At 63.4% G+C, this 23,898-nt stretch carries 26 protein-coding genes and 1 tRNA gene; 14 read left to right on the top strand and 13 right to left on the bottom strand.

All coding sequences use genetic code 11. The features are described 5' to 3' along the window. Window positions 1–524: 524 nt before the first annotated feature. Complete coding sequence (locus tag LV82_RS09945; RefSeq protein ID WP_104071228.1) at window positions 525–770, top strand: CDGSH iron-sulfur domain-containing protein; 246 nt, start codon at window positions 525–527, stop codon at window positions 768–770. Between the two features lie 109 nt (window positions 771–879). On the opposite strand, the gene LV82_RS09940 is transcribed toward LV82_RS09945, so the two are convergent. From LV82_RS09940 to meaB, 7 genes are all read right to left on the bottom strand, one after another. Then, a tRNA-Phe gene (locus LV82_RS09940) sits at window positions 880–955 on the bottom strand. Between the two features lie 92 nt (window positions 956–1,047). Then, the gene (locus LV82_RS09935) at window positions 1,048–1,224 is read right to left on the bottom strand and encodes a DNA gyrase inhibitor YacG (protein WP_104071226.1); all 177 of its coding nucleotides are present in this window, start codon (window positions 1,222–1,224) and stop codon (window positions 1,048–1,050) included. Further along, entirely contained in the window at window positions 1,224–2,273 is a 1,050-nt protein-coding gene (locus tag LV82_RS09930; protein ID WP_104071224.1) for a ribonuclease E/G, read from the bottom strand. The genes LV82_RS09935 and LV82_RS09930 overlap by 1 nt, the downstream gene beginning before the upstream one ends. After that, the gene (locus tag LV82_RS09925; protein WP_104071223.1) at window positions 2,270–2,854 is read right to left on the bottom strand and encodes a Maf family protein; all 585 of its coding nucleotides are present in this window, start codon (window positions 2,852–2,854) and stop codon (window positions 2,270–2,272) included. Before LV82_RS09925 ends, LV82_RS09930 begins: the two co-directional genes overlap by 4 nt. A 1-nt stretch (window position 2,855) precedes the next feature. Next, the gene (gene infA / locus LV82_RS09920) at window positions 2,856–3,074 is read right to left on the bottom strand and encodes a translation initiation factor IF-1 (RefSeq protein ID WP_104071222.1); all 219 of its coding nucleotides are present in this window, start codon (window positions 3,072–3,074) and stop codon (window positions 2,856–2,858) included. Window positions 3,075–3,147: 73 nt separating this feature from the next. Beyond that, window positions 3,148–4,053, bottom strand: coding sequence for a carbon-nitrogen hydrolase family protein (locus LV82_RS09915; RefSeq protein WP_104071219.1), 906 nt, complete (start codon window positions 4,051–4,053; stop codon window positions 3,148–3,150). Further along, on the bottom strand, window positions 4,050–5,057 hold the full coding sequence (gene meaB / locus LV82_RS09910; RefSeq protein WP_104071302.1) for a methylmalonyl Co-A mutase-associated GTPase MeaB: 1,008 nt from the start codon (window positions 5,055–5,057) through the stop codon (window positions 4,050–4,052). Before meaB ends, LV82_RS09915 begins: the two co-directional genes overlap by 4 nt. Window positions 5,058–5,180: 123 nt before the next feature. Here meaB and LV82_RS09905 point away from each other — a divergent pair, with 123 nt between their 5' ends. From LV82_RS09905 to LV82_RS09895, 3 genes are read left to right on the top strand one after another with little or no spacing between them, the layout of a single operon-like run. Then, window positions 5,181–5,948, top strand: a complete 768-nt coding sequence (locus LV82_RS09905; RefSeq protein WP_245873134.1) for a DUF3108 domain-containing protein — start codon at window positions 5,181–5,183, stop codon at window positions 5,946–5,948. A 7-nt stretch (window positions 5,949–5,955) separates the two neighbouring features. Then, window positions 5,956–8,409: an ATP-dependent helicase HrpB gene (gene hrpB, locus LV82_RS09900; RefSeq protein ID WP_104071299.1), complete on the top strand. Its 2,454-nt coding sequence runs from the start codon at window positions 5,956–5,958 to the stop codon at window positions 8,407–8,409. A 31-nt stretch (window positions 8,410–8,440) separates the two neighbouring features. Then, complete coding sequence (locus tag LV82_RS09895; RefSeq protein ID WP_104071218.1) at window positions 8,441–9,361, top strand: sulfite exporter TauE/SafE family protein; 921 nt, start codon at window positions 8,441–8,443, stop codon at window positions 9,359–9,361. A 34-nt stretch (window positions 9,362–9,395) separates the two neighbouring features. Here LV82_RS09895 and argF read toward each other — a convergent pair whose 3' ends face one another. Then, window positions 9,396–10,322: an ornithine carbamoyltransferase gene (gene argF / locus LV82_RS09890; RefSeq protein WP_104071216.1), complete on the bottom strand. Its 927-nt coding sequence runs from the start codon at window positions 10,320–10,322 to the stop codon at window positions 9,396–9,398. Between the two features lie 37 nt (window positions 10,323–10,359). Further along, complete coding sequence (locus tag LV82_RS09885; RefSeq protein ID WP_104071215.1) at window positions 10,360–11,544, bottom strand: aspartate aminotransferase family protein; 1,185 nt, start codon at window positions 11,542–11,544, stop codon at window positions 10,360–10,362. 346 nt (window positions 11,545–11,890) lie between these two features. On the opposite strand from LV82_RS09885, the gene LV82_RS09880 reads away from it, so the two are divergent. From LV82_RS09880 to rimO, 4 genes are read left to right on the top strand one after another with little or no spacing between them, the layout of a single operon-like run. After that, window positions 11,891–12,475: a GcrA family cell cycle regulator gene (locus tag LV82_RS09880; RefSeq protein WP_104071213.1), complete on the top strand. Its 585-nt coding sequence runs from the start codon at window positions 11,891–11,893 to the stop codon at window positions 12,473–12,475. A 31-nt stretch (window positions 12,476–12,506) separates the two neighbouring features. Further along, window positions 12,507–13,433 (top strand): ABC transporter ATP-binding protein, encoded by a 927-nt coding sequence (locus LV82_RS09875; RefSeq protein ID WP_104071212.1) that lies wholly within the window; start codon window positions 12,507–12,509, stop codon window positions 13,431–13,433. Next, complete coding sequence (locus LV82_RS09870) at window positions 13,430–14,191, top strand: ABC transporter permease (protein WP_104071210.1); 762 nt, start codon at window positions 13,430–13,432, stop codon at window positions 14,189–14,191. The genes LV82_RS09875 and LV82_RS09870 overlap by 4 nt, the downstream gene beginning before the upstream one ends. A 41-nt stretch (window positions 14,192–14,232) precedes the next feature. After that, window positions 14,233–15,621 carry a 30S ribosomal protein S12 methylthiotransferase RimO gene (rimO, locus tag LV82_RS09865; protein WP_104071208.1) on the top strand — a complete coding sequence of 463 codons (1,389 nt, stop codon included), beginning with the start codon at window positions 14,233–14,235 and terminating at the stop codon, window positions 15,619–15,621. Window positions 15,622–15,850: 229 nt separating this feature from the next. Here the strand turns inward: rimO and LV82_RS09860 are convergent, their stop codons facing one another. Together LV82_RS09860 and LV82_RS09855 are read right to left on the bottom strand one after the other, a co-directional pair. Beyond that, window positions 15,851–16,219, bottom strand: coding sequence for a diacylglycerol kinase (locus LV82_RS09860; RefSeq protein WP_104071206.1), 369 nt, complete (start codon window positions 16,217–16,219; stop codon window positions 15,851–15,853). 8 nt (window positions 16,220–16,227) lie between these two features. Continuing rightward, entirely contained in the window at window positions 16,228–16,950 is a 723-nt protein-coding gene (locus LV82_RS09855; RefSeq protein ID WP_104071204.1) for a M48 family metallopeptidase, read from the bottom strand. Between the two features lie 108 nt (window positions 16,951–17,058). Here LV82_RS09855 and LV82_RS09850 point away from each other — a divergent pair, with 108 nt between their 5' ends. After that, window positions 17,059–17,301, top strand: a complete 243-nt coding sequence (locus LV82_RS09850) for a hypothetical protein (RefSeq protein WP_104071203.1) — start codon at window positions 17,059–17,061, stop codon at window positions 17,299–17,301. Here LV82_RS09850 and LV82_RS09845 read toward each other — a convergent pair. Both LV82_RS09845 and LV82_RS09840 read right to left on the bottom strand, forming a co-directional pair. Further along, on the bottom strand, window positions 17,298–18,731 hold the full coding sequence (locus LV82_RS09845) for a UbiA family prenyltransferase (protein WP_104071201.1): 1,434 nt from the start codon (window positions 18,729–18,731) through the stop codon (window positions 17,298–17,300). The two genes, LV82_RS09850 and LV82_RS09845, sit on opposite strands and share 4 nt — an antisense overlap. Before the next feature lie 9 nt (window positions 18,732–18,740). Continuing rightward, window positions 18,741–19,613, bottom strand: a complete 873-nt coding sequence (locus tag LV82_RS09840; RefSeq protein ID WP_104071200.1) for a lytic transglycosylase domain-containing protein — start codon at window positions 19,611–19,613, stop codon at window positions 18,741–18,743. Between the two features lie 346 nt (window positions 19,614–19,959). Here LV82_RS09840 and LV82_RS09835 point away from each other — a divergent pair, with 346 nt between their 5' ends. The 5 genes from LV82_RS09835 to LV82_RS09815 all read left to right on the top strand — a co-directional run bounded on the left by LV82_RS09835 (window position 19,960) and on the right by LV82_RS09815 (window position 23,860). Next, window positions 19,960–20,151: a hypothetical protein gene (locus LV82_RS09835; protein WP_104071199.1), complete on the top strand. Its 192-nt coding sequence runs from the start codon at window positions 19,960–19,962 to the stop codon at window positions 20,149–20,151. A 214-nt stretch (window positions 20,152–20,365) separates the two neighbouring features. Then, complete coding sequence (locus LV82_RS09830; protein ID WP_104071197.1) at window positions 20,366–20,560, top strand: hypothetical protein; 195 nt, start codon at window positions 20,366–20,368, stop codon at window positions 20,558–20,560. Between the two features lie 169 nt (window positions 20,561–20,729). Continuing rightward, window positions 20,730–21,602, top strand: coding sequence for a Flp pilus assembly protein CpaB (gene cpaB, locus LV82_RS09825; protein WP_104071195.1), 873 nt, complete (start codon window positions 20,730–20,732; stop codon window positions 21,600–21,602). 219 nt (window positions 21,603–21,821) lie between these two features. After that, entirely contained in the window at window positions 21,822–23,192 is a 1,371-nt protein-coding gene (locus LV82_RS09820; protein WP_104071194.1) for a type II and III secretion system protein family protein, read from the top strand. A 5-nt stretch (window positions 23,193–23,197) separates the two neighbouring features. After that, window positions 23,198–23,860, top strand: a complete 663-nt coding sequence (locus LV82_RS09815; RefSeq protein ID WP_104071192.1) for an OmpA family protein — start codon at window positions 23,198–23,200, stop codon at window positions 23,858–23,860. The last annotated feature ends 38 nt before the right edge of the window (window positions 23,861–23,898 follow it).

Below are 23,898 nucleotides of genomic sequence, written 5' to 3'. Positions count from 1 at the left end.
CACCCAGCACCAAAAGGCACCAGGCAATGCCTCTGTCTGCAGGATCTCGTCTCATCGACAGATCCGACAAACAGTGAAGCTGACACTCACATCATCGAGGCCGAAACCCCTAGTGAGCCGATATGCAGCGATCGATCCATCGATCCGGACCAAACCGCCCTCATATCTCTTCAGTATTCCAGCAATGTCAAAGAGCAGCAGAGACAAAACCAGCCGGAAGCGCCAAAACCCTATCAGCGCAACCGCCCATCATGCCTCCGATCAAACCCCGAAGAACCAGCAATCCATCGCCAGACCCCCAGGACCACCAGAACAGCGCCCCGCGCCGTCCGGTGAGCCGCTATCTAGTCCCACAAAAAAAACTCCGCAACCCCAAAATGAAGAAAAAATGACACCCAACACACAACTTCCTGTGGATAACTCGGAGACAGGGACAGCCCCCTTAGATCCCAACGGTCGCTGCGTGGCCTTGTCGGCTGTCTCGACATGACCAATATCAGGCAGGAACAACTGTGGAGATGTCTATGGCCAAGGGTGAGATCGCAACAAAGGCTCCGATTCCGGTCGAGGTCTCGAAAGGCAAAACCTATTTCTGGTGCGCATGCGGACTGTCAGGGAATCAGCCTTTCTGTGACGGCAGCCACAAGAGGACGAACTTCACCCCTCTGAAGTGGCCGGCTGAGAGCGATGGCCGCATGTTCTTCTGCGGCTGCAAGCAGACCTCGACGCCGCCATTCTGCGACGGAAGTCACAAGAATCTTTGCGAATGAGACCTGGACGGCTCGGGTTTGCAACCAAATCCGAGCCATCAAACGCGGCACCAGCCAGGACTCACCTGCGCGCACGGAGTGAAGCAATCTGTGCAAGTTGGATATCGGGTGGTGCCCAGAGCCGGAATCGAACCAGCGACACACGGATTTTCAATCCGTTGCTCTACCAACTGAGCTATCTGGGCACCGGGGATGCTCTTGCATCCGGCGGGGCTGTGTTTAGGCGACAGGCGCGAGCCTGTCCAGAGCCTTTTGCAGGAAAATTCGCACTTTCCTTTCAGTGGCGCGGAATACGCGGATCACGCATCTCATCCTCGTCCGGCTGGTCGTCCTCTTCCGCCGGAATCACATAGGAGCCGTTCAGCCAGCGGGCCAGATCGACATCAGCGCAACGCTTCGAGCAGAATGGCCGATATTTCGGATCCGTCTCGTTCTTGCAGATCGGACAGCTCATCACGCTTTCCCCTTCAGAACTTCCGCCAAAGGCAGACGATCACGCTTTCGCGCCAATTCGAAATTGCCCAGCGGCGTCCAGCCGGCAAGATTCGTTTCCGTCGGATCGCCCTTGAATGACCGGCGCAGCTGTTGTTCGACCGCCGAGCGGTCACGTTTGGGCATGGGCGCGAAATCGATAGCGATCTGGCCGCCCAGACCGCGCAACCGCAACTGACGGGGCAGGTCGCGAGCCGCGGCAATATTTGCCTTCAGCGCGGCTGCCGGGGTCATGTCGGTTCCCGTATTGATGTCCACCGCCACCATCGCCCGCGTCGGCTCGATTGCCATATGGCCACCTCCGGGCAAAGGAACCGTGGGGAGCAGCAGCGCGTCGATCATTTCTTCCACGCCATGCTCGGCAAACGCGGCCGCGCCCTCGGCGACTTCATCGGGTAGCGGATCGGCCCATTCTCGCGCGGCAAGCTCGACCGGGCCGGGGGCATCGACCAGAAGCTCTGGCGCGCCATCGGTATCGGCCATTACCCTTTCGGCCAGATCGCGCAGAACTGCGATTTCTTCACCGATTTCATCGTCATCCGCGTGCTCGGCGGCCGATCGCATGACAAGACCAAAGGGCGATCCCGCCATGGCCTGTTGGGCGATCGCCTCGAGCCGGGCGCGGCTGTCCTCCGCGCGAATCCGGCGCGAGATATTCAGTCCCGGCGCAAGGGGCGTCACGATTGCCAACCGCCCCTTGAACAGAACGCGCGTGGTCACCGGCAGCGCCTTGCCAGGTTCGGCGTGACCCGACACCTGAACAATCACGGGCCTGCCCGGGGCAAGACCGCGCGTCTCTCGCAGGAATCCTTTCTGACCATCCGGCAGCCGGACGAATGCTCCCCCCATGCCCTTGACGGGTCGATCCATCGAACCGCGAAGGATGGAACCCGGCAGGAATCCGGCATCATCGCCCGGTGCGACCAACAGATCCTCGAGCTGGCCATCGACGATCAGAGCCGCGGCCTCGCGGCCGCGGTATTGCCCAAGGACGACCACCCTGCCCCTCATGACTGTTCTCCGTGAATGACCAGCCCGGCCGCCCGCAACAGGTTCGCCGTTTCGGCCAGAGGCAGGCCCACGACTCCCGTAAAGGATCCGCCAAGCCAGGGGATGAATGCGCCGAACAGGCCCTGTATGCCGTAGCCACCCGCCTTGCCCTGCCATTCGCCGCTGGCAAGATAGGTGTTGAGTTCTTCGTTCGACAGACGCTTCACCTTGACGACGCTTTCGACACAACGCTGCCAGATACGATCGCCGCGCCGGACGGCAACCGCCGTCAGGACGCGATGCCTGCGTCCCGACAGACGCATGAGGAACTCGGCGGCCTCGGCCGCGTCAGCGGGCTTGCCAAGAATGCGACGCCCCAATGCAACCGTCGTGTCGGCACAAAGGATGACTTCGTCCGGCGTGCCGGGTACCGCCAGCACCTTTTCCCGCGCCATGCGAATGCAATAGGGGCGCGGCAATTCACCCTTGTGCGGCGTCTCATCGATATCGGGCGCACGAATGTCGTCCGGCACCAGGTTCAACTGGGCCAGAAGCTCGCGCCGCCTCGGGCTGGCCGAGCCGAGTACAAGGCGCGGTCGCACCTTACTTGAAGCGGTAATTGATCCGCCCCTTGGTCAGGTCATAGGGCGTCATCGTCACCTGAACGCGGTCCCCCGCCAATACGCGGATCCGGTTCTTGCGCATCTTTCCTGCCATCGTCGCGATAATCTCATGGCCGTTTTCGAGCTCGACCCGGAATGTCGCGTTCGGCAGGAGTTCCTTCACGACGCCCGGAAATTCGAGTCCTTCTTCCTTGGCCATGGTCACTCCTTCTTCGAACGGGCCCGGAATCGCGTTCCGGGCGCGGGTTAGATGCGCTCGAACGGCCAAGATTTCAAGACTTATCTCGATTCGCGGCAATGATTCGCACCTGCGACACCTGGGCAAGCTGCTCTGGCCAATGCGCAAGGTTCAGCACTCCGCCATCCGCGCGCACGGCCTCGATGGCGTCAAGCGAGATATCGGCCATCACCCAGCCGGGCCTGCCCATTTGCCCTTCGGCGATGATGCCGCTGGACGGAAATCCGCGATCGGGCGGCGCATAGATCGAGGCCGCCCCGGTATTCTCCTCCATCCCGCAGCACCACGGCGCCTGCCCCACGATCGGCGCATGCACGGCGATCATCTGGTTTTCCAACGCGCGCGCCATGGCCCCGACCCGCACGCGGGTAAAACCCGCCATTGTCTCGGTGGCCGAGGGGACCAGCAGGATCTCGGCCCCGGCCTCGGCAAGGGCGCGCCCCAACAGGGGGAATTCGCTGTCGTAACAGATCAGCACGCCGATCCGGCCCAGTTCGGTATCAAAGACGTTCAGCCCGCAACCCGAAGCCATGTTCCAAGGATCGCGTTCCCACCGCGTCATGATCGCCTTGTCCTGATGGCCAACGGGTCCATCGGGCGAAAACAGCGTCGCCCGGTTCACCGGCCGATCGCCCATCCGACCCACTTCCAGAACCGGCCCAGACCCGCACAGGATGTGCACGCCATGCCGAGCGGCCAGCCGCGCATGCAATTCGTCCGCTGCCGCGCGGTGACGTGCGGCCTCTTCCAGCGCCCCCCGGATATCCGCCGCAACACACTCCCCCCCCAGCGAGGCCAGCTCCATCGCCGCATATTCGGGAAAGACCAGAAGCTGGGCACCGTCCCCCGCCGCGTGGGCCACCCAATCGCCCAGCTTGGTCTCGTAGTCTTGCCAGCCGTTCAACCAGTCCAGCGGATAGGCAGCTGCCGCCACTCTCATTCTTCTGTCCCTCCGTGCCCCTTGGGGATGCTCGCCAGTTCGCCAAGCATTCGGGCGGCCGCGTCGATCGGCACGGCGCGGCCCGCGGCGACCTCGCGCCCCAGCTCCTCCATGCGGACACGGGCGTGACGATCCTCGGTCAGACGGGCCAGAAGACCCTGACGGACCTCTTCTTCGAACCAGTGGCGCGCCTGTTCGGCCCGCATCCGGTCGAAATGACCGGTCTTGCGCCGCCATTCGGCCAGGGACTGCATTTCGTCCCATGCCTCCTTCAGACCCGAGCCTTCCAATGCGGAAACGCACATCGCCTTGGGATAACCTTCGGGATCCTGCGGACGCTTGCGCAACAGCCGCAATGCGCCGGCATAGTCCGCGCAGGTACGCATGGCCGTTTCCTTCAGCGGCCCATCCGCCTTGTTCACAAGGATCAGGTCGGCCATTTCCATGATGCCCCGCTTGACGCCTTGCAGCTCGTCTCCTCCCGCCGGCGCAATCAGCAGAACGAACAGATCCGTCATCTGGGCCACGACGGTTTCGGACTGGCCGACGCCCACGGTCTCGATCAGGACGACATCGAATCCCGCCGCCTCGCACAAGGTGGCGGCTTCGCGCGTGCGCCGCGCCACCCCGCCCAGATGGGTCTGGCTGGGGGATGGCCGAATGAAGGCGCGCGGATCGCGCGACAGACGTTCCATCCGCGTCTTGTCACCCAGTATGGACCCACCCGAACGCGCCGAGGACGGATCGACCGCAAGAACCGCCACCCTCAGCCCCTGCTCGGTCAGCATCAAACCGAACGCCTCGATAAAGCTGGACTTGCCGACCCCCGGCGTTCCCGACAGGCCGATCCGAAGGGCCGGGCGTGCGGGCCTGGGCAGGGCCGCCATCAGCTCGGCCGTCTGCGCCCGGTGGTCGGGCCGGCCCGATTCGACCAGGGTTATCGCCCGGGCAAGTGCGCGACGATCCCCCGCGGCGACCTTGCCGGCCAGTTCCTTCACATCGATATTTCGCAATGGGCGGCCTTTCGCTGAACCAACGGCGTTTTGATTTGACGCTACAGCGCATTTCTTGCCTGCTGCCCCCCGCCGGTGTCCAGAGCATCGACGAAAAACAAGGACGAGCAGCACATGTTTCCCGCAATGAACGGCGCCCGACCCGTCGCCCGACCCGCAATCGCTGGCCGAACGCGCGCCCTTGTGGCTGCCATCGCCATGGCCCTGGGCGGCCCCGCCACAGGGCAGGAGACCTTTTCCGCCGTGTTCGACCTGACCCTGCGCGGAATACATGCCGGCACATTGTCGGTTTCGGGGGCGATCGAAGGGCAAAGCTATGCGGCGGCAGGCGTCCTGAAATCCGGCGGGCTCGTCGCCCTGGTGCGCAAGGTCCGCTATGATGCCCGCGTGCAGGGTACATATCGTGATGGCAGATTCGTCCCGCGCCAGTACGTGGAAGATGCCGATACCGGCAAGCGGAAGTCCCGCGCCGTGATGGACTACGTCAATGGGGTGCCGCAGCTAAAGAAATACGATCCGCCGCGCAAGTCGCGCAGTGGCGATATCGACCCTGCCACCCAGGGGGGCACGGTTGACCCCTTGACCGCCCTGTTCGCAGCCCTTCGGGACGTGCCCCGCGCCGAGGCCTGCGACCTGTCGCTGACGCTTTTCGATGGCAAGCGCCGCAGCCAGGTCAGGATCGGGACGCCAGTCACAGACGGCAACGGCCTGCGTTGCAACGGCGAATACCGGCGGCTTGCCGGATTCAGCGAAAAGGAAATGGCCGAAAAGACCCGCTTTCCCTTCACCATGCGCCTGCAGCCCGGCCCGGATGGCCGCATGAAGGTCGTCGAGGTTTCGATGGACACGATCTATGGAAAAGGACGGCTGGAACGGCGATAAGACGCGCGTGACTGACCGACTGCCCATAGATGACGTCCTTCCGGCGCTGACCACGGCGCTTGCGCAGCATGGCCGCGCGGTCCTGCAAGCCCCGCCCGGCGCGGGAAAGACGACACGCGTGCCGCTTGCCCTGATGGAATGCGGTCTGGTCGAAGGGCGAATCATCATCCTCGAGCCGCGCCGTCTGGCCGCCCGCGCCGCCGCCGAACGCATGGCCCAGACGCTGGGCGAAAAGGTCGGCGAAACGGTGGGCTACCGCATCCGGGGCGAATCGTGCGTCTCGACCCAGACCCGTATCGAAGTCGTCACCGAAGGTATCCTGACGCGCATGATCCAGTCCGATCCGGACCTGCCCGGGATCGGAGCTATCCTTTTTGACGAGTTTCATGAACGCTCGCTGCATGCCGATCTGGGGCTTGCCCTGACCTGGGAGGTCCGTGGTGCCCTGCGGCCCGAGCTGAAAATCGTCGTGATGTCGGCAACGCTGGATGCCCAGCCGGTTGCCGCGCTTCTGGATGACGCGCCCGTCGTGACGTCGCAGGGCCGCGCCTTTCCGGTCGAAACACGCTGGCTGCCGCGACCGCTTGATCGATCGACACGATTCGAACACGCCCTTGCGGCATTGATCGAACAGGCCGCCCGGGAGACCGAAGGCGGCATCCTGGCCTTCCTGCCAGGCGAGGGCGAGATCCGCCGGACCGCCGCACTGGTCAAGGATCGCCTGCCGCAGGACTGCCATCTGCACATGCTGTATGGGGCGATGGACCTTGCGGCCCAGCGCGCCGCGATCACACCGGCCAGCAGCGGCCGAAAGGTCGTGCTTGCAACCTCGATCGCCGAGACCTCCCTGACCATCGAGGACATTCGCGTGGTCGTGGACGGAGGCCTGGCCAGGCGATCACGCTTCGACCCTGGCTCGGGCATGGCGCGGCTGGTGACGGAACGGGTCAGTCGAGCCGAGGCCGACCAGCGGCGCGGACGCGCGGGACGCGTTGCGCCCGGCATCTGCTATCGGCTGTGGAGCCGCGGAGAGGAAGGCGCCCTGCGCCCCTTCGCCCCGGCCGAAATCGAATCCACCGATCTGGTTGCGCTGGCGCTGGAGCTGGCGCTCTGGGGCTCGGACGCGGCGGACCTTGCGTTCCTGACACCGCCCCCCGCCCCCGCTCTGGCCGAGGCGCGGGCCTTGCTTCGATCCCTTGGTGCCCTGGATGAAAGGCTTCGCATCACGGAACACGGGCGAAGACTTGCCGCGCTGCCCCTGCACCCACGCCTGGGACACATGCTGGCGGTCGCCGGGCGACAAGGCGCTTTGCTTGCGGCCCTTCTGTCCGATCGCGATCCCTTGCGCGGCGCACCCGCGGACCTTGGCTTGCGCGCAGCGGCAATCCGAAATCCGAAAGGCTTCTTGCGAGATCACCCCTGGACAGCCGACCGGGGCGTGATCGAACGTATCCGCGCCGAAGCAAGACGGCTGGAACGGATGGTGCCGGACGGTGGCGCCGAATTTTCGTTGGCCGAGATGGCCGCATTGGCCTATCCCGACCGCATCGGATTGCGCCGCAAGGGCGACATGCCGCGTTATGTGCTCTCGGGCGGCAAGGGTGCGGTCGCCGCCCCGGACGACCCTCTGGGGGCGCATCGACTGATCGTCGCAACCGACCTCGATGGCGACCCGCGCGAAGCACGAATCCGCCAGGGGATCGGAATTGCCGAATCCAGTGTGCGCCGCCTGTTCGCCGACCGGATCGAATGGATCGAAACTTGCGAATGGTCCCGGCGCGAAGGGCGCGTGATTGCCCGCCGGCAAGAGCGCCTGGGAGCGCTGGTTCTGGAGGATCGGAACTGGCCCGACGCCCCGCCCCAGGCGCTGGCCCGGGCCGCGCTGGATGGCATCCGCCAGATCGGCCTGCCATGGACAGATGCGGCCCGACGTCTGCGCGCCCGGGTCGAACTGCTTCGCGCCGAAGGGGCGGACCTGCCCGACTTTTCGGACGAAGGCCTGATGCGCAACGCCGAAGAGTGGCTGCTGCCGTTTCTTGCCGGCCTTCGCACCGAAGCCGATCTGCGCGGTTTCGACATCACGCCGGCCCTTCAGGCCGCGCTGGATTGGCAGCATACGCAGCTCCTTGACCGGCTTGCGCCATCGCATTTCACCACGCCCCTTGGCCGGCGCATCCCCATCGATTACGAAGGCGACCATCCATCCATCTCGGTCCGCCTGCAGGAGATGTTCGGCCAAAGCGAACATCCGACGATCGGCCAAAGACAGCTGCCCTTGCGGATCACGCTGCTGTCTCCGGCCCAGCGCCCGGTTCAGACCACGCTGGATCTGCCCGGATTCTGGAAAAGTTCGTATCAGGACGTGCGCAAGGACATGCGCGGGCGGTATCCCAGGCATCCCTGGCCCGAAGACCCGACGCAGGCCGAACCCACGCTGCGCGCCAAGCCGCGCGGCGCTTGATGCGCGATCGGCCCGGGCCTACAAGTAATCCATGAACATCTACCTTCCGATTGCCGAGGTCTCGGTCAATATCCTCACGCTATTCTCGATCGGCGGCCTGGTTGGCGTGCTGTCAGGGATGTTCGGCGTGGGCGGAGGGTTCCTGATCACGCCGCTTCTGTTCTTCATCGGCATCCCTCCGGCAGTCGCGGTTGCCACCTCGGCCAATCAGATCGTGGCCTCCTCCGTGTCGGCCATCTTCGCTCATATCCGCCGCCGATCCGTGGATTTCCGCATGGGCTGGGTCCTGCTGTTCGGCGGGCTGATCGGATCATCGGCGGGGCTTGCAATTTTCAACACCCTTCGCGCGATGGGCCAGGTCGATCTGATGATCCAGCTGCTCTACGTCGTCTTTCTTGGCGCGGTCGGGGCCTTGATGCTGATTGAAAGCCTGCGGGCCTTGCGCAGATCATCGAAGACGCCACCGAAAGCCACCCGACGGGCACCGCGCGGATGGGTCGCCGCGCTGCCTTTCAAGGTCCGCTTTCGCACCTCGGGGCTGTACATGTCGATCATCCCGCCGCTGGGCGTGGGGGCGCTGGTGGGCTTCCTGTCTGCCGTGATGGGCGTTGGCGGTGGTTTCATCATGGTGCCCGCCATGATCTATCTTCTGAACATGCCGACAAAGGTCGTCATCGGCACATCGCTGTTCCAGATCACCTTCGTGTCGGCCTATGCGGCGCTGATGCATGCGACGACGAACCGGACCGTTGATCTGGTGCTGGCGGTCATCCTTCTGGTCGGCGGCGTGATTGGCGCCCAGATTGGCGCGGGCTTTGCCGCGCGCATGAAGGCCGAACAATTGCGCATATTGCTGGCCGCGCTGGTTCTGATCGTCGGCGTCAAGATCGGGCTGGACCTGGTAATCACGCCAAGCGAGCTCTACTCGGTCGCGTGGTCCGGCGGAAGCTGACACGGGGCAGAGCGAAGCCCCGCCCCGCGGCCTTTCATACGCCCAGACACCAGCGCAGGATCGCCTTTTGCGCATGCAGCCGGTTTTCGCTTTCGTCGAAGATGACCGAATGCGGCCCATCCATGACTTCGTCCGTGGCCTCTTCGTTGCGGTGGGCGGGCAGGCAGTGCATGAACAGCGCATCGGGCTTGGCGCGGGCCATCACTGCCGCGTTGACCTGATAGGGGCGCAGCAGCTTGTTGCGCCGCTCGCGCGCGCTTTCGGGGTCGTGCATCGACACCCAGGTATCGGTGACGATCGCATCCGCTCCTTCTGCCGCCTTCAGCGGGTCGCGCTCGATCTCGATCCTCGATCCGCGCGAGCGGGCGAATTCGACGGCCCGCGGATCAGGGTCGAACGCTTCGGGCCCCGTAAAGGTCAGGTCGAACCCGAATTGTCCGGCGGCATGCAGCCAGCTGGCGCAGACATTGTTGCCGTCGCCCGCCCAGACGAAGCGGCGCCCGGCGATCGAGCCGCGATGCTCCTCGTAGGTCATGATATCCGCCATGATCTGGCAGGGATGGGACGAATCCGTCAGGCCATTGATCACGGGCACCGTCGCATGTTCGGCCATCTCCAGAAGCGTCGCCTCCTCGAAGGTCCGCAGCATGATCAGATCGACGAAACGCGAAAGGACACGGGCCGTGTCAGCGATCGACTCGCCATGCCCCAGCTGCATCTCCTTGCCCGACAGAACCATCGTCTCACCGCCCATCTGGCGCGCGCCGACGTCAAACGAGACGCGCGTGCGGGTCGATGGCTTTTCGAAGATCAGGGCGATCATCCGGCCGGTCAGCGGCGTTTCGTCGTCGCGCATGCCCTTGGGCCGCCCGCCGCGCGCGCGCTTCATCGCCTTGGCCATTTCGATCATGGCGCGAAGGTCTTCGGGCGAGGTCTTGTGAATGTCCAGAAAGTGGTTCATCCCGCTGTCCTTGTTATGAATGTCTGTGATCGGCGCGTCAGTTTCCGGCGGCGTCGGCACGCAGCACTTCGACCGCACGGCGCAGACGCTGCCCGGCCTCGGAAATCTCGGCATCCGTGATGTTGAGCGGCGGCAGCACGCGAACGACATTGTCGGCCGCGGGAACGGTCAAGACGCGCGCCCGGTAGCCAGCCTGAACAAGATTGGCAGGGGCCACGCGACATTTCAGCCCCAGCATCAGACCGCGCCCGCGCACTTCCTCGAACAGGTCGGGATTGGCGTCCACCAGGGCCTGCAGCTCGGCGCGCAGCGCGGCACCCTTCCGGGCAACGTCTTGCAGGAATTCCGGCTCGGACACGATCCGCGAAACGGCAAGCCCGACCGCGCAGGCCAGCGGATTGCCGCCATAGGTCGAGCCATGGCTGCCCGCCGTCATCGCCGCCGCGGCATTCTCGCGCGCAAGCACCGCCCCCAGCGGGAAACCGCCGCCGATGCCCTTGGCCACCATCACGATGTCGGGCACGATGCCCGCCCATTCATGGGCAAAAAGCCGCCCCGTCCGACCCATGCCGCACTGGACCTCGTCCAGGATCAGCAGAAGCCCGAACTCGTCACAGATGGCCCGGATCGTGGCCATGTCCTCATCCGCCAGGGCGCGAATGCCGCCCTCGCCCTGGATCGGCTCGACCATCACGGCACCCGTATCGGGGCCGATCGCCGCGCGCAGCGCGTCAAGGTCGCCGAAAGGCACCTGCAGAAAGCCCGGCATCAACGGGCCGAAGCCCTGCGTCATCTTTTCGGATCCCGCCGCGGCAATCGCCCCGGTCGAGCGCCCGTGAAACGCGCCCTGGAACGTGATGATGCCGGGGCGCGGATCGCCCTTTTCGAACCAGTAGCGGCGCGCCATCTTGATCGCCAGTTCGGCGGCCTCTGTCCCGGAATTGGTAAAGAAAACGGTATCGGCAAAGGATGTCTGGCAAAGAAGATCGGCCAGTTCCTGTTGTTGGGGAATTCGATACAGGTTCGACACATGCCACAGCCTGCCCGCCTGTTCGGTCAGGGCGGACACCAGGCGCGGATCCGCATGGCCCAGGGCATTGACTGCGATCCCCGCGGCAAGGTCCAGATATCGCTCGCCTCCCTCGTCGAACAGCCAGCTGCCCTGCCCATGGGTGAATGAAAGCGGAGCACGATTATAGGTCGGAAGGATCGTGGGGATCATGGGTGCTCTCCAGCGGATTTTGGCAATCCGTGCCCGATGCACGGGGCCAAGTCAACGATGTGGGAAGGCATGAAGATGGCGCGCGTTCGCGCCACGAACGCGGTTCAGCGTCGGCGTCGAGGGAACTTCGTGGTGGCGCAATGCATCTTCATGACTCACCGCCTAATTCAATGTCGGCAGCTTGTCCACCGATGCGTCGAAAGGCGCCGCCCGTTCGTCTGGACTTGAAACCGGGCCGGGCGGCTTGTATCTCGTCGTGTCCCGACTAAAATGCGCGCAACGCCCGATATGCCTCGCGCAGGCCTGACCGGCCGCGCTGAAAAGGCCAAACAGCTAAGGATCGATCATGACCTGGACCGACGAACGCGTCGAGACCCTGAAAAGAATGTGGGCCGAAGGCCAGTCTGCCAGCCAGATCGCAAAGGAACTGGGTGGCGTCACCCGCAATGCGGTGATCGGCAAGGTTCATCGGCTGGGCCTGTCCAACCGCAACGCAGCCGGCGAAACGGCAAAGCCCAAGGAAGAACAGCCAGACACCAGCGCCAGGCAGGCGGAAGCCCCCGCAAAGGCCGAAGCTTCGGAAGCCGCCGCTTCGCCAGCGCCCGAAAAAGCCGCGGCCGAGCCCGCGGCGGCCGCCCCGGCCGCGCAGCCCGCGCGCAAACACGTTCCGGGCCAGCCCCTGCCGCCGCAGCCCTCTGCCAACGAGATCAGCCCCGAGGCTTTGGCCAAGGCCAGCGAGGCGGAAAAGCTCGCCCGACGCATCTCGTTGATGGAGCTGACCGAGCGGACATGCAAATGGCCACTTGGCGATCCGGCTACGGATGACTTCTATTTCTGCGGACTGGCCGCGCTGCCGGGCAAGCCTTATTGCGAGGCCCATACGGCGCTGGCGTACCAGCCCATGAGCGCAAGGCGCGACCGCAAACGCTGACAGCGCCTCCCGGCGCCCCGGATCGAGGCCCATCGTGCCGATCATCGAAGTTCGCAACCTGTCCAAGACCTATGCGGGCGGCACGACCGCGCTGTCGGATGTCTCGCTTGATATCCATGAGAGTGAAATCCTTGCCCTTCTGGGCCCGAACGGGGCGGGAAAGACGACCTTCATCTCGATTGTCTGCGGCCTGGTCACGCCATCGGGCGGAGAGGTGCGCGTTGGCGGGCATGACATCGTCCGCGACTACCGCGCAGCGCGCAGCCTGATCGGCCTGGTGCCGCAGGAAATCTCGATCGAGATGTTCGAAACGGTGATGAACACCGTTCGGTTCAGCCGCGGCCTGTATGGCCGGAAGCCCGACGACGCCTATCTGGAAAAATTGCTTCGCGACCTGTCTCTGTACGACAAGCGCGACGCCCGGCTGATGGAACTTTCGGGCGGCATGAAGCGTCGCGTCCTGATCGCCAAGGCCCTGTCGCACCAGCCGCGTGTGCTGTTTCTTGATGAACCCACGGCGGGCGTTGACGTGAATCTGCGGCGCGACACCTGGGCCGTCGTGCGCCGCCTGCGCGACCAGGGCGTGACGGTCATCCTGACGACCCACTACCTGGAAGAAGCCGAGGAAATGGCCGACCGTATCGGGATCATCGACAAGGGCCGCCTGATGCTGGTGCGCGACAAGCGGGATCTGATGCACGAATTCGGCCGCAAACGACTGGTGGTCGAACTGGTCGAACCGCTGATCACCCTGCCGGCCGATCTGCGTGAACTGGGGCTTGTGCTGTCCGAAGACGGTCAACACCTGAGTTACGAATATGACACCCGCGCCGATCGCAGCGGCATCGCGCGGCTGTTCGCCACTCTGGCCCGGCACGGCATCGCCGTACGCGACCTGGAAACGCGCGAATCCTCGCTCGAGGACGTCTTTCTGCGCCTGTTGGGAGAAGCGGCATGAACTGGCGGGCGGTGCGAACGATCTTTGCGCACGAGATGGCGCGCTTCTGGCGCACGCCGTGGGAATCGCTGGCCTCGCCCGTCGTATCGACGGTTCTGTACTTCGTGGTCTTCGGCGCGGCCATCGGCGGGCGCATCGAATCGGTCGAAGGCATTTCGTACGGCGCTTTCATCGTGCCGGGCCTGATCATGCTGACCGTACTGCAGCAATCGATCTCGAACGCGTCCTTCGGAATCTTCTTTCCGAAATTCGTGGGCACGATGTACGAAATCCTGGCCGCGCCCATCTCGTTCTTCGAGATCGTGCTGGGCTATGTCGGTGCAGCCGCGCTGAAATCCATCATCATCGCGGCGGTCATCTATCTGACGGCCCTGTTCTTTGTCGATCTGCCGATCCAGCATCCGTTCTGGGCAGCGGGTTTTCTGGTCCTGACGGCATTCAGCTTTTCGCTGTTCGGTTTCCTGATGGGGATATGGGCAAAGGACTGGCAGCAATTGCAGTTCATCCCGATGATGGTCGTCACCCCGCTCGTCTTCCTGGGCGGCGCCTTCTATTCGGCGTCCATGCTGCCCCCATTCTGGCAGGACGTGGCCAAGCTGAACCCGGTGCTGTATCTGGTATCCGGCTTTCGCTGGGCGTTCTTCGGTCAGGCCGATGTTCCCGTCGCCGCATCGCTTGTTGCGGTCGCAGTCTTTTTGGGGCTTGGCATGGCGGCGGTATGGTTCATCTTCCGCACGGGATGGCGGTTGCGCAACTGACCCCTTCCCCTGAATGCTCCAACCGCGTATAGGGGCCGGCCATGACACAGAACCCGCCAGATCTTCGACCCGACATCGCGCCCAGCCCGGTTTTCGACACGCAGGCCCGCCCCGGACAGCCGCGGATCGGCATGGTGTCGCTTGGCTGCCCCAAGGCATTGGTGGATAGCGAACGCATCCTGACCAGGCTGCGCGCCGAAGGCTATGCGATCAGCCCGGATTACCAGGGCGCAGATGCGGTGATCGTGAATACCTGCGGCTTTCTGGACAGCGCCAAGGCCGAAAGCCTCGAGGCAATCGGCGAGGCCCTGCGCGAGAACGGCCGCGTCATCGTGACCGGCTGCCTTGGCGCCGAGCCCGAATACATCACCGGCGCGCATCCTTCGGTTCTGGCCGTCACCGGGCCGCATCAATACGAACAGGTTCTGGACGCGGTTCATGCGGCCGTGCCGCCCGCCCCCAATCCCTTTGTCGATCTTCTGCCCGCAACCGGCGTGAAGCTGACACCGCGGCACTACAGCTATCTGAAGATCTCCGAAGGCTGCAATCACAAGTGCCGGTTCTGCATCATCCCCGACATGCGCGGTCGGCTTGTCTCGCGCCCGGCCCATGCCGTGATGCGCGAGGCCGAAAGGCTGGTCGAGGCTGGTGTGCGGGAACTGCTGGTGATCAGCCAGGACACCTCGGCCTATGGGGTTGACCTCAAGCATGCCGTCAGCGCGGGGCGTGATGGGCGGGAATTTCGGGCGCATGTCACGGATCTGGCGCGCGATCTGGGCAGTCTCGGCGCCTGGGTACGGCTGCATTACGTCTATCCCTACCCGCATGTGCGCGATCTGATCCCCCTGATGGCCGAGGGGCTGGTTCTGCCCTATCTCGACATCCCCTTCCAGCACGCCCATCCAGACACGCTGAGGCGCATGGCGCGGCCGGCCGCGGCGGCGCGGACGCTGGACGAGATCGCCGCCTGGCGCGCGATCTGCCCGGATCTTGCCATCCGGTCCACCTTCATCGTCGGCTTCCCGGGCGAGACAGAGGAGGAGTTCCAGACGCTGCTCGACTGGCTGGAAGAGGCGCAGCTCGACCGTGTGGGCTGTTTCAAATACGAAAACGTCGAGGGCGCGCGCGCCAACGACCTGCCCGACCACGTGCCCGAAGAGGTCAAGCAGGACCGCTGGGAAAGGTTCATGGAAAAGGCCCAGGCGATTTCAGCCGCCAAACTGGCGCGCAAGGTCGGTCAGACGCTCGACGTCATCGTGGACGAGGTGGACGACGAAGGCGCAACGTGCCGTACCAAGGCCGACGCGCCCGAAATCGACGGCAACCTGTTCATCGACGAGGACTTCACCGGACTGAAGCCCGGAGACATCGTCACCGTCGAGGTCGAGGAGGCCGGTGAATACGACCTGTGGGGACGGCTGGTTCGTTGAACCGTCGAATCGTCAGGCCGACGCGCTGACAGTCGCCGAAAGACAGACGCGTAAGGCCGTTCATCGCGGGGGTGGACCCAGGATGCACGCCCTTGCAGCCCGGATCCACCCCCGCGACGAACGGCTTTGACGCGGCGGTCGCACCGCGTCTGGCGGACCACCCTCCGCCACCAGTCACCACCGCAATCAGGCTAGCACCGCAGCCCATTTCGGCACATTCCGGAATTCCCTACCCCAGAAGGATTACCAGCCAGGCCACGCCCCCGGCCAGTGCCGACAGGGCCACGGCGGCCGAACCGCAATCCTTGGCCTTGGCAGCGCGCGGATCGCGTTCGGGCATGACCAAGTCCACGATCTCTTCGATCGCGGTATTGGCGAGCTCGGCCGCGAGCACGATCAGACCCAGCGCCAGGACAAGCGCCCGCTCGCCCGCGTCAAGGTCCAGAACGAACGCCAGAGCGGCGGACAGGACATTCACCAAGGTCCACTGGCGCAACGATTTCTCGGACCGCCACGCCGCCGTGAAGCCCTGCCACGACCATTTACAGGTGTTCCTGAAACGCGCGATTTCCGAACCCAGACTGCCAAGCCAGCTCATTCGTTCCCTCATCCCTGTCCTGCGCCGTTCCGCAAGGCATCGACGACGCGCCTGACGGTCTGGATTCGTGCAGCGTTCGGCGGATGGGTTCCAAGGAAGGCGTCCCCGGGGTCGGGAATACGCGTGAAGAACGCCGCCCCCCGTTCGGGATCAAACCCCGCCTTCCAGGTCAGGACGGTGCCCAGCGCATCGGCCTCCAGTTCGTACGCCTTGGCATAGCGCCGCGCCGCGATTGTCCCGCCGATGCGCTGCGCCGTGCGCACCGCATTGTCATCGCCCCCGGTCAAGGCGGTCAGGCCGCCCAGCACCAGCGCACCGGTCATGGCCTCGCGTTGCTGGCGCGGAATGTGCCCGGCGATATGGTGGGCAGCTTCGTGTCCCATCACGAATGCCAGCTCGTCGGCGTTTCTCGCCTCGGCAATAAGGCCGATGGTGAAGGAAATGACCGGACGTCCGAATCGGTCCAATGTCTGATAGGCGTTCGGGGCCAGGCCCGGGCGGGCATCCACGACGATCAGGAAGTCGCAATTGACCACGGTCATTGCCGCAAGGCATTCATTTTCGATCACGGGCTCCATGCGCGCGACGACATCGGCAAAGCTGCGCGCGGCAATCTCGGGCGTCCAGCCGGCGTCGGCAGCAGGCGCCACGGCAGGCGGTGCCGCAGGTGACGTCGCAACACAGCCGGCCAGCATGAGCATTGCGCCAAGAACACCAGGACGTAAGACCATTGCACTGCCTCATCTTCTTGCTGCCGGAACCCTGATGCGTCAGCCCGCCCGTTTCAAGATATGCCCGATGCCATTGCCGGACCCACGATGGCGCGCTAACCTGCGCCCATGTTCACCATCGAGCACGATTTCGACGCAACCGTCATCACCCTTGTGGACGAGGGCAGCCCAAATCTTCAGGAAGATGTCATAATTCACGCATTCGCCGAATGCGTGACGATCGAGCAATACGACCCGCGGCGTGACGAGGTCTGCAAGATCGAAATGTCCATGAGCCAGTTGCGCGACCTTGCAGCCGCGCTGAACCTGCCCGAAGGCGTGTACCGCCTGAAACGTCGGGACGAGGATTAGAGCCCGAACCATTTGGCCCAGAGGCCAGCTGCCCAGAACATCAGGCTGAGCGTGATCATCAACAGCCCCAACCCGAACTTGTCGCGCATGGCGAACACGATCGGATCGTAGTCCTGCTTGCCGAACCAGCCCAGCAGAACCATGCGGTTCAGCCACCACGCCATGGGCACCATCGCGACCCACAGAAGCCACGTCGTGGGGTAAAGCTGCCTGCCCTGTTCGCTGATCGAATAGAGAAAGAAGATCACCAGCGCGCCAACGATGCCAAGCACCGCGACGTTCAGCAGATCGCCACGATCCGCACGGCTGTAACCCCGTCCCGGCAGACGTTCGTCGGACTTTGCCAGCGTAAGTTCCGTCAGCCTCTTCACACATCCCAGCGTGATGAAGACGGGATAGATGAAGATCAGCATGTAGATCGACACATCCACCTTGCCCGCAGCTGCCCCCGCGACGACCCGCACCGTATAAAGCGCAGCCAGGGTCGCGATATCGATCCACCGCATCCGCTTGAGCTTCAGCGAATAGGCCAGCGACAGGATCATGTAGAAGACCAGCACGCCCAGGAAAGCCCATCCCAGCCATGCCGCAATTGCAACAGCCAGCAGCGCAAGACCGGCGGCCGCGCCCATTCCGACGACGATCGGGACCTCGCCACTGGCGAATGGGCGCAGCCTCTTGGTCGGATGCAGGCGGTCGGCCTCGAGATCGATCAGATCGTTGACGATATAGATCGACGAAGCGGCCGCCGAGAACGCGACCATCCCCCAAAGTACCGGGATCAGGGTCTGCAGGTCGAACCGGTGCGCCGCGATCATCGCAAGCAGCAGCAGGACGTTCTTTACCCATTGATGCGGGCGCATGGCCCGGATCAGGGCACGAAATTTCCACCCGTTTGCGATCTCGACGATATTGGCACCATCGGCCGAGAGGGCGCGCGCACTGCGCACCGGACCCACGACGATGGCATTCTCGGCATGCCGCCAGACGGCCAGGTCCGCGGCGGAATCACCCGCATAATCGAAACCGCGCTCGCCGAATTCGGCGACCAGGGCGGCCGCCTTGGCCTCGCCCTTGAGATTCGTTTCTCCGTCCGAGGCGAATACGCGACCCGACAGGCCATATTCCGCCGCCAGCCGCTCGACGAGAAGCCGGTCCGAGGCCGATGCAAGCACCACCTCGCGCCCGGCCATGCGCGAACGCAAGGCCAGATCGGCGATATCGGGATTGACCGGCAGGAGATCCGTTCGCAGCGGCGCGATCCGCGCCAGTTCTGCCTTCAGGCGGGCGGGATGCCGGAAATGCCGGATCACGGCCAGAATGGTCTCGCGCGGGGCACGGCCAAGGCCCGCCCACAGGCATTCATACAACAGGTCCGTCTTCAGGAACGTCCCGTCGACATCCAGAACCAGGGGGGTCGTTTCGCTCATGCCGCAAGGCTACCCGTTGACCGCGAATACGCAACCATCCGTGACCAGTTCCGGCGGGGTCACGCAAAGACCGCGCGCGACAAGCCAGGCGGCAAGGACCTTTGGCACATAGGCGCGTGTTTCGGCATAGGGCGGTACCCCGCCATGTTTGCGCACCGCATTCTCTCCCGCATTGTAGGCCGCCAGTACCAGCACCGGATCGCGGTCGAACTCGCGCATCAGCCATTCGAGATAGGCGACCCCTCCGGCGATGTTTTCAGCCGGGTCAATGCGATCGGCGACACCGAAACGCTCGGCGGTCGCGGGAATCAGCTGCATCAGCCCCGCGGCCCCTGCGGGCGAGATCGCGTCGGGCCGCCCCGAGCTTTCCACCGAAATGATCGCCAGAACCAATGCCGGCGATATGTTGCGCCCCACGGTGGCCTTCAGGATTTCGCGCCCATGGCGGGCGGCGATTTCCTGCATCTGTTGCAGGCGCGGTGCAGGCACGGCCTTTCCCTCGGGAGCGCGGGCCAGCGCGGCAAGGGCAAGGTCGAACCTGCCCGACCTTTCGGCAAGCGCTGCCGGAACCATCGCCCAGTACCAATCGTAGGAACTGACCGCAGGCGCGGATTCAGGCTGCAGTCCCGGGGCGGCGCCGCCGCGCGGAATCGGGTTTTCGGGCGGCGGCAATGGCCCGGCCGCCAGCCTGCGCGCCTGCTCTTCAGGGTCGATCTGGACCGTGATCCACCTGCCGGGCTTCGCTTGCGCCGGCGAGATCATCTTGAACGTAAAGTCAGCAGGACCACCGGCCTTGGCGTTCAGCGTCTCAGCCTTGGCCCAGCCCGCCGTCAGTATCGCCAGCGCCACGACGGGCACCCTGCACCATTCAACTGCTCGCATCGCTTCTATCGCCTGTTCGGGTTCACCCCTTTGCACCAGAATGCCCTTTCCGGGCGCTTACGGCCAGCCCAAAGGCCGCGGACGAGGCGGATTTGCAGCCCCAAAGTCCCGTGATTCTTGTGACGGCAGGCGGGTGACAACGGACAGAACACACAAAAAATATAACCCAATCAGTTGGTTGAATGAATCTCATCTGCCCAAGAAGAAACCGGAAAATGAACGATACGCGCCAAATTCCTGCCATGATTGACCTGCTATATATGCACATGCCGCGGTGATCAGGGCCAACGGAAAACGGCGCTGCGCGACGCGGATGGTGCAACGGGCGAACGTAACGGAGAGAGACATGAAACTGTTCAAGCTTGCGAAGAAATTCCACAACGAAGAAGACGGTGCTGTGACCGTTGACTGGGTCGTGCTGACCGCCGCGGTTGTCGGCCTGGGCATCCTGGCGCTGGGCGCGATCAAGTCGGGCACCGGCACGCTGTCGACCGCGATCAACAACTACCTGAGCAGCGCAACCACGCAGCTGCAGTAATTGGTCGGCCTGCCAAGGCTGGTTCATGGAAGCCGCGCCCCAAGCGCGGCTTCATTTTTTCCACGCGCTGATATCACGCGCTGCGCCCCCCCAACTATTGACCCAACCCTGCCCAATTCCTGCCTATTTCTTACGCTTATCTGAATCAACCAGCCTGCAGACCGGTGCCGACCCCGGGAATGAGGCCTCCAGAACAAACGACAGCGGTGCATTAATGAGCTTCAATATCGACCCTGGGAAATTCCTCGATGACGAGTCCGGTGCGGTAACCATTGATTGGGTCGTGCTGACGGCGGTTGTCTGCACCCTGGCGATCCTTGCGGGTACCGCGATCAAGCCCGGCGTGACCACGCTGGGTCAAAAGATCGATGAAAAGCTGACTGCTGTAGCGTCCGACGTGGGCAAGTAGGTCCCGTTCCCGGCAAAGATCCGCGCAGGTTTCCGAAACAGAACAAGTCCACCTTTTTGGCGATCTTTGATCGCCGTTTTGCCATATTTGGGCGCTGTATTGCTTGAAATTCGCAATCCGCGCGGGCACATCTGTCCCGTGCAGCGCAGCTTCAAGGAAAGGGACTTTCATGCGACTGGTATTCGGCCTCGTTCTCGTTGTCGGGATCGCGCTGGCCAGTTTTGCGGTCTACATGGCGCAGAACTACATCGAACAGGCCAATCTGCGTGCGGCGCAGCTTGAAGCCGCCCAGCGCAACGCCCCGCGCCTGGTGGATGTCGTCGTCGCCAAGGCTCCAAAGAATTACGGCGAACGCTTCACGCGCGATGATCTCGACATCGTCAAGTGGCAGGCGGACAAGGTCCCCGAAGGCGCCTTCAACGCCATTGTCGCCCCGCAGGATGGTGACCCGAACATCAAGCCGGTGTTCTACGAGGGCGAAACCCGCCCGCGCGCAACGCTGCGCAGCTACCAGAAATACGAACCAATCCTTGAATCGAAGATCACGCCGCCCGGCGTGGATGCCGGCATCAAGGCGAACCTGTCGCCAGGGATGCGCGCCTTCACCATCCGCGTGGATGTCACATCGGGCGTTTCCGGCTTCCTGCGGCCAGAGGACCGCGTGGACATCTACTGGTCGGGCAACATCAACGGTCAGGACGTGACGAAGCTGATCGACCGGAACGTGCGCCTGATCGCCATCGACCAGAACGCGGACGCGGACCGGGTCCAGGAAACCCTGATTGCGCGCACCGTCACGATCGAGGGATCGCCCGAACAGGTCGCCGCGCTGGAGCTCGCACAGCGCACGGGGCGCCTCACCCTGTCCCTGGTCGGTACGGGCGACACGACGGAAATCGGTCAGATCGAAATCGACCGGAACACGCTTCTGGGTATCCAGGAAGCCCCCGCCCCTGTTGTCGAGGAAAAGGAACGCGTATGCACGATTCGCACCAATAAGGGTGGCGAAATCGTTGAGACCGTCATTCCCTGCACGAACTAGAGCGGCTGGCGGTTTTCGCTTGGACAAATGCGCCGACCACCACATCAGGTGGACGGCGCATTTCATTTTACCCATATCCCGCAGTGTTGCACAGATCGCACATAAAGAATGCGCGCCAAGCACTTGATAGTTGCAATGAATGCAGGACGGCCTCATTGTGATCGCAATTAACGGGGCACTAAGACCCCATTCATTTCCGTGATCGGAGAGGCAGGTCACATGCACATGAAGTCAACACTATCGGCCGGCATGCTGGGCATTGCGGTCGCTCTTGCAGCAGCAATTCCCGCGCATTCCGAAACATTGCGGGTAATGAACGGTGCGGCGTCCAGCTCGCTGACCGTTCCGATGAACCGCGCGGTGGTCGTGGAAGCGGACCAACCCTTTGCGCAGCTGTCCATCGCCAACCCAGGGATCGCCGACATTTCGACCCTATCGGATCGCTCGATCTACGTTCTGGGCAAGGCCCCCGGGCGAACCACGCTCACACTTCTGGGCGAGAATGGCAGCCTGATCGCGAACGTGGACGTCCATGTTTCGATCGACGTCGGCGAGTTCAAGGAGCGCCTGCAGCAAATCCTGCCCGGCGAGCAGATCGAGGTGCGCACGGCTGCAGACAGCATCGTATTGTCGGGCACGGTCTCCTCTGCCGCAAAACTTGATCGCGCGTTGGATCTGGCCGAACGCTACGCACCTGGACGTGTTTCCAACCTGATGAATGTGGGCGGGGTCCAGCAGGTCATGCTGAAGGTCCGCATCGCCGAAATGCAGCGTTCGGTTTCAAAGGAATTGTCCAGCGCCATTGGCGCCAGCGTTACCCGTGGAACATTCAAGCCCTCTGGCGGCTACAGTACATCTTCGGCCGGCGGGAGTGCAGAAAGCGGGTTGGGATTCTCGCTGACACGCGGCTCGTTTGAGTTGAACGTCTTGCTCGAAGCTCTCGAAAGCAAGGGCTTGGTGCGCACTTTGGCCGAACCGAATCTTACCGCACTATCAGGCCAGGAAGCCGATTTCCTTGCCGGTGGAGAACTTCCGATTCCCACCAGGGGCGACAACAACACGATTTCGATCGAGTACAAGCCGTTCGGTGTAGAGCTGAAATTTACTCCGCGGGTCGTAGATGGGGACTTGATCAATCTTGAGATAAGTACGGCCGTCTCGTCGATCGACTCATCCATCGTGACCGTCGCAGGTGGAACCACAATTAACGGCTTCAAAACGCGGCGGACCACCACGACCGTCGAGATGCGGGACGGAGAAAGCTTTGCGATCGCGGGCTTGCTTCAGGATGATTTCACTGATGGAGCATCGCAAGTTCCCTGGTTGGGCGACGTCCCGGTTCTGGGGTCGCTGTTCCGATCCGTGGACTTCCAGCGCAAGCAGTCCGAGCTCGTAATCATCATCACGCCGCATCTCGTGACCCCGGTGCGCGGCGAGGCTCTTGCCCTGCCGACCGATCGCGTCCGTCCCCCGACCGAGGCCGAGCTGTTCCTGCTTGGCAAGACCGCCGGCAACCGGTCGGCCAAGGGAGCAGTGGCCGAAGTGGCCAAGCAGGACTTTTCCGGCTCTTACGGCTATGTGATGGAGTAAGCCCGATGAAGACACGTCTCAGCCTTCTTCTTCTGTCTGCGGGCCTTGTCGGTCTTGCGGGGTGCTCCAAGGAAACCAACATAGCCCGGACATTCTACTCCGAGGCCGGTTCCGAGATCGAGACCAGCGACTTTGGCAATGCGACGATGAACAACACCCTCGTCCAGGCGGACGAAAGGTCCATGGTCATCGATCTGACGCGCCGCTTTGCCGCCGAGGTTCCGAACACGGTGAACTTTGCCTTTGACAGTGCCGAACTCGACGAAACCGCGCGCGCGGCACTGCGCCAACAGGCCGACTGGATCCGCCAGTTCCCCGAGGTCAGATTCCGCGTCTATGGCCATACGGACCTCGTAGGCTCGGACGCCTACAATAAAAGGCTTGGCCTGCGACGCGCCCAGGCGGTGGTGAATTACCTCGTCTCGCAGGGCATCGATCGGTCCCGGCTCGAGGCGGTCGCCTCTTTCGGTGAAACCAAGCCACTGGTCTATGTGCAGGCACCCGAACGTCGCAATCGCCGCACGGTAACCGAGGTCTCCGGATTCGTCCGGAAACATCCTTCGGTGTTGAACGGCAAGTATGCGGCGGTCATCTGGCGCGAATACGTCAACAGCGCACAGCCGCAGCATGGTCAAAATGAAGCAGAACTTGTTGGCGACGGCGGTTGACGGATATCCGCCGATCGGAACACTGCATAGGCGGTCTT

Source organism: Albidovulum inexpectatum, assembly GCF_002927635.1.
GTDB lineage: Bacteria > Pseudomonadota > Alphaproteobacteria > Rhodobacterales > Rhodobacteraceae > Albidovulum > Albidovulum inexpectatum.
This window is presented reverse-complemented; position numbering and strand designations above follow the sequence as displayed.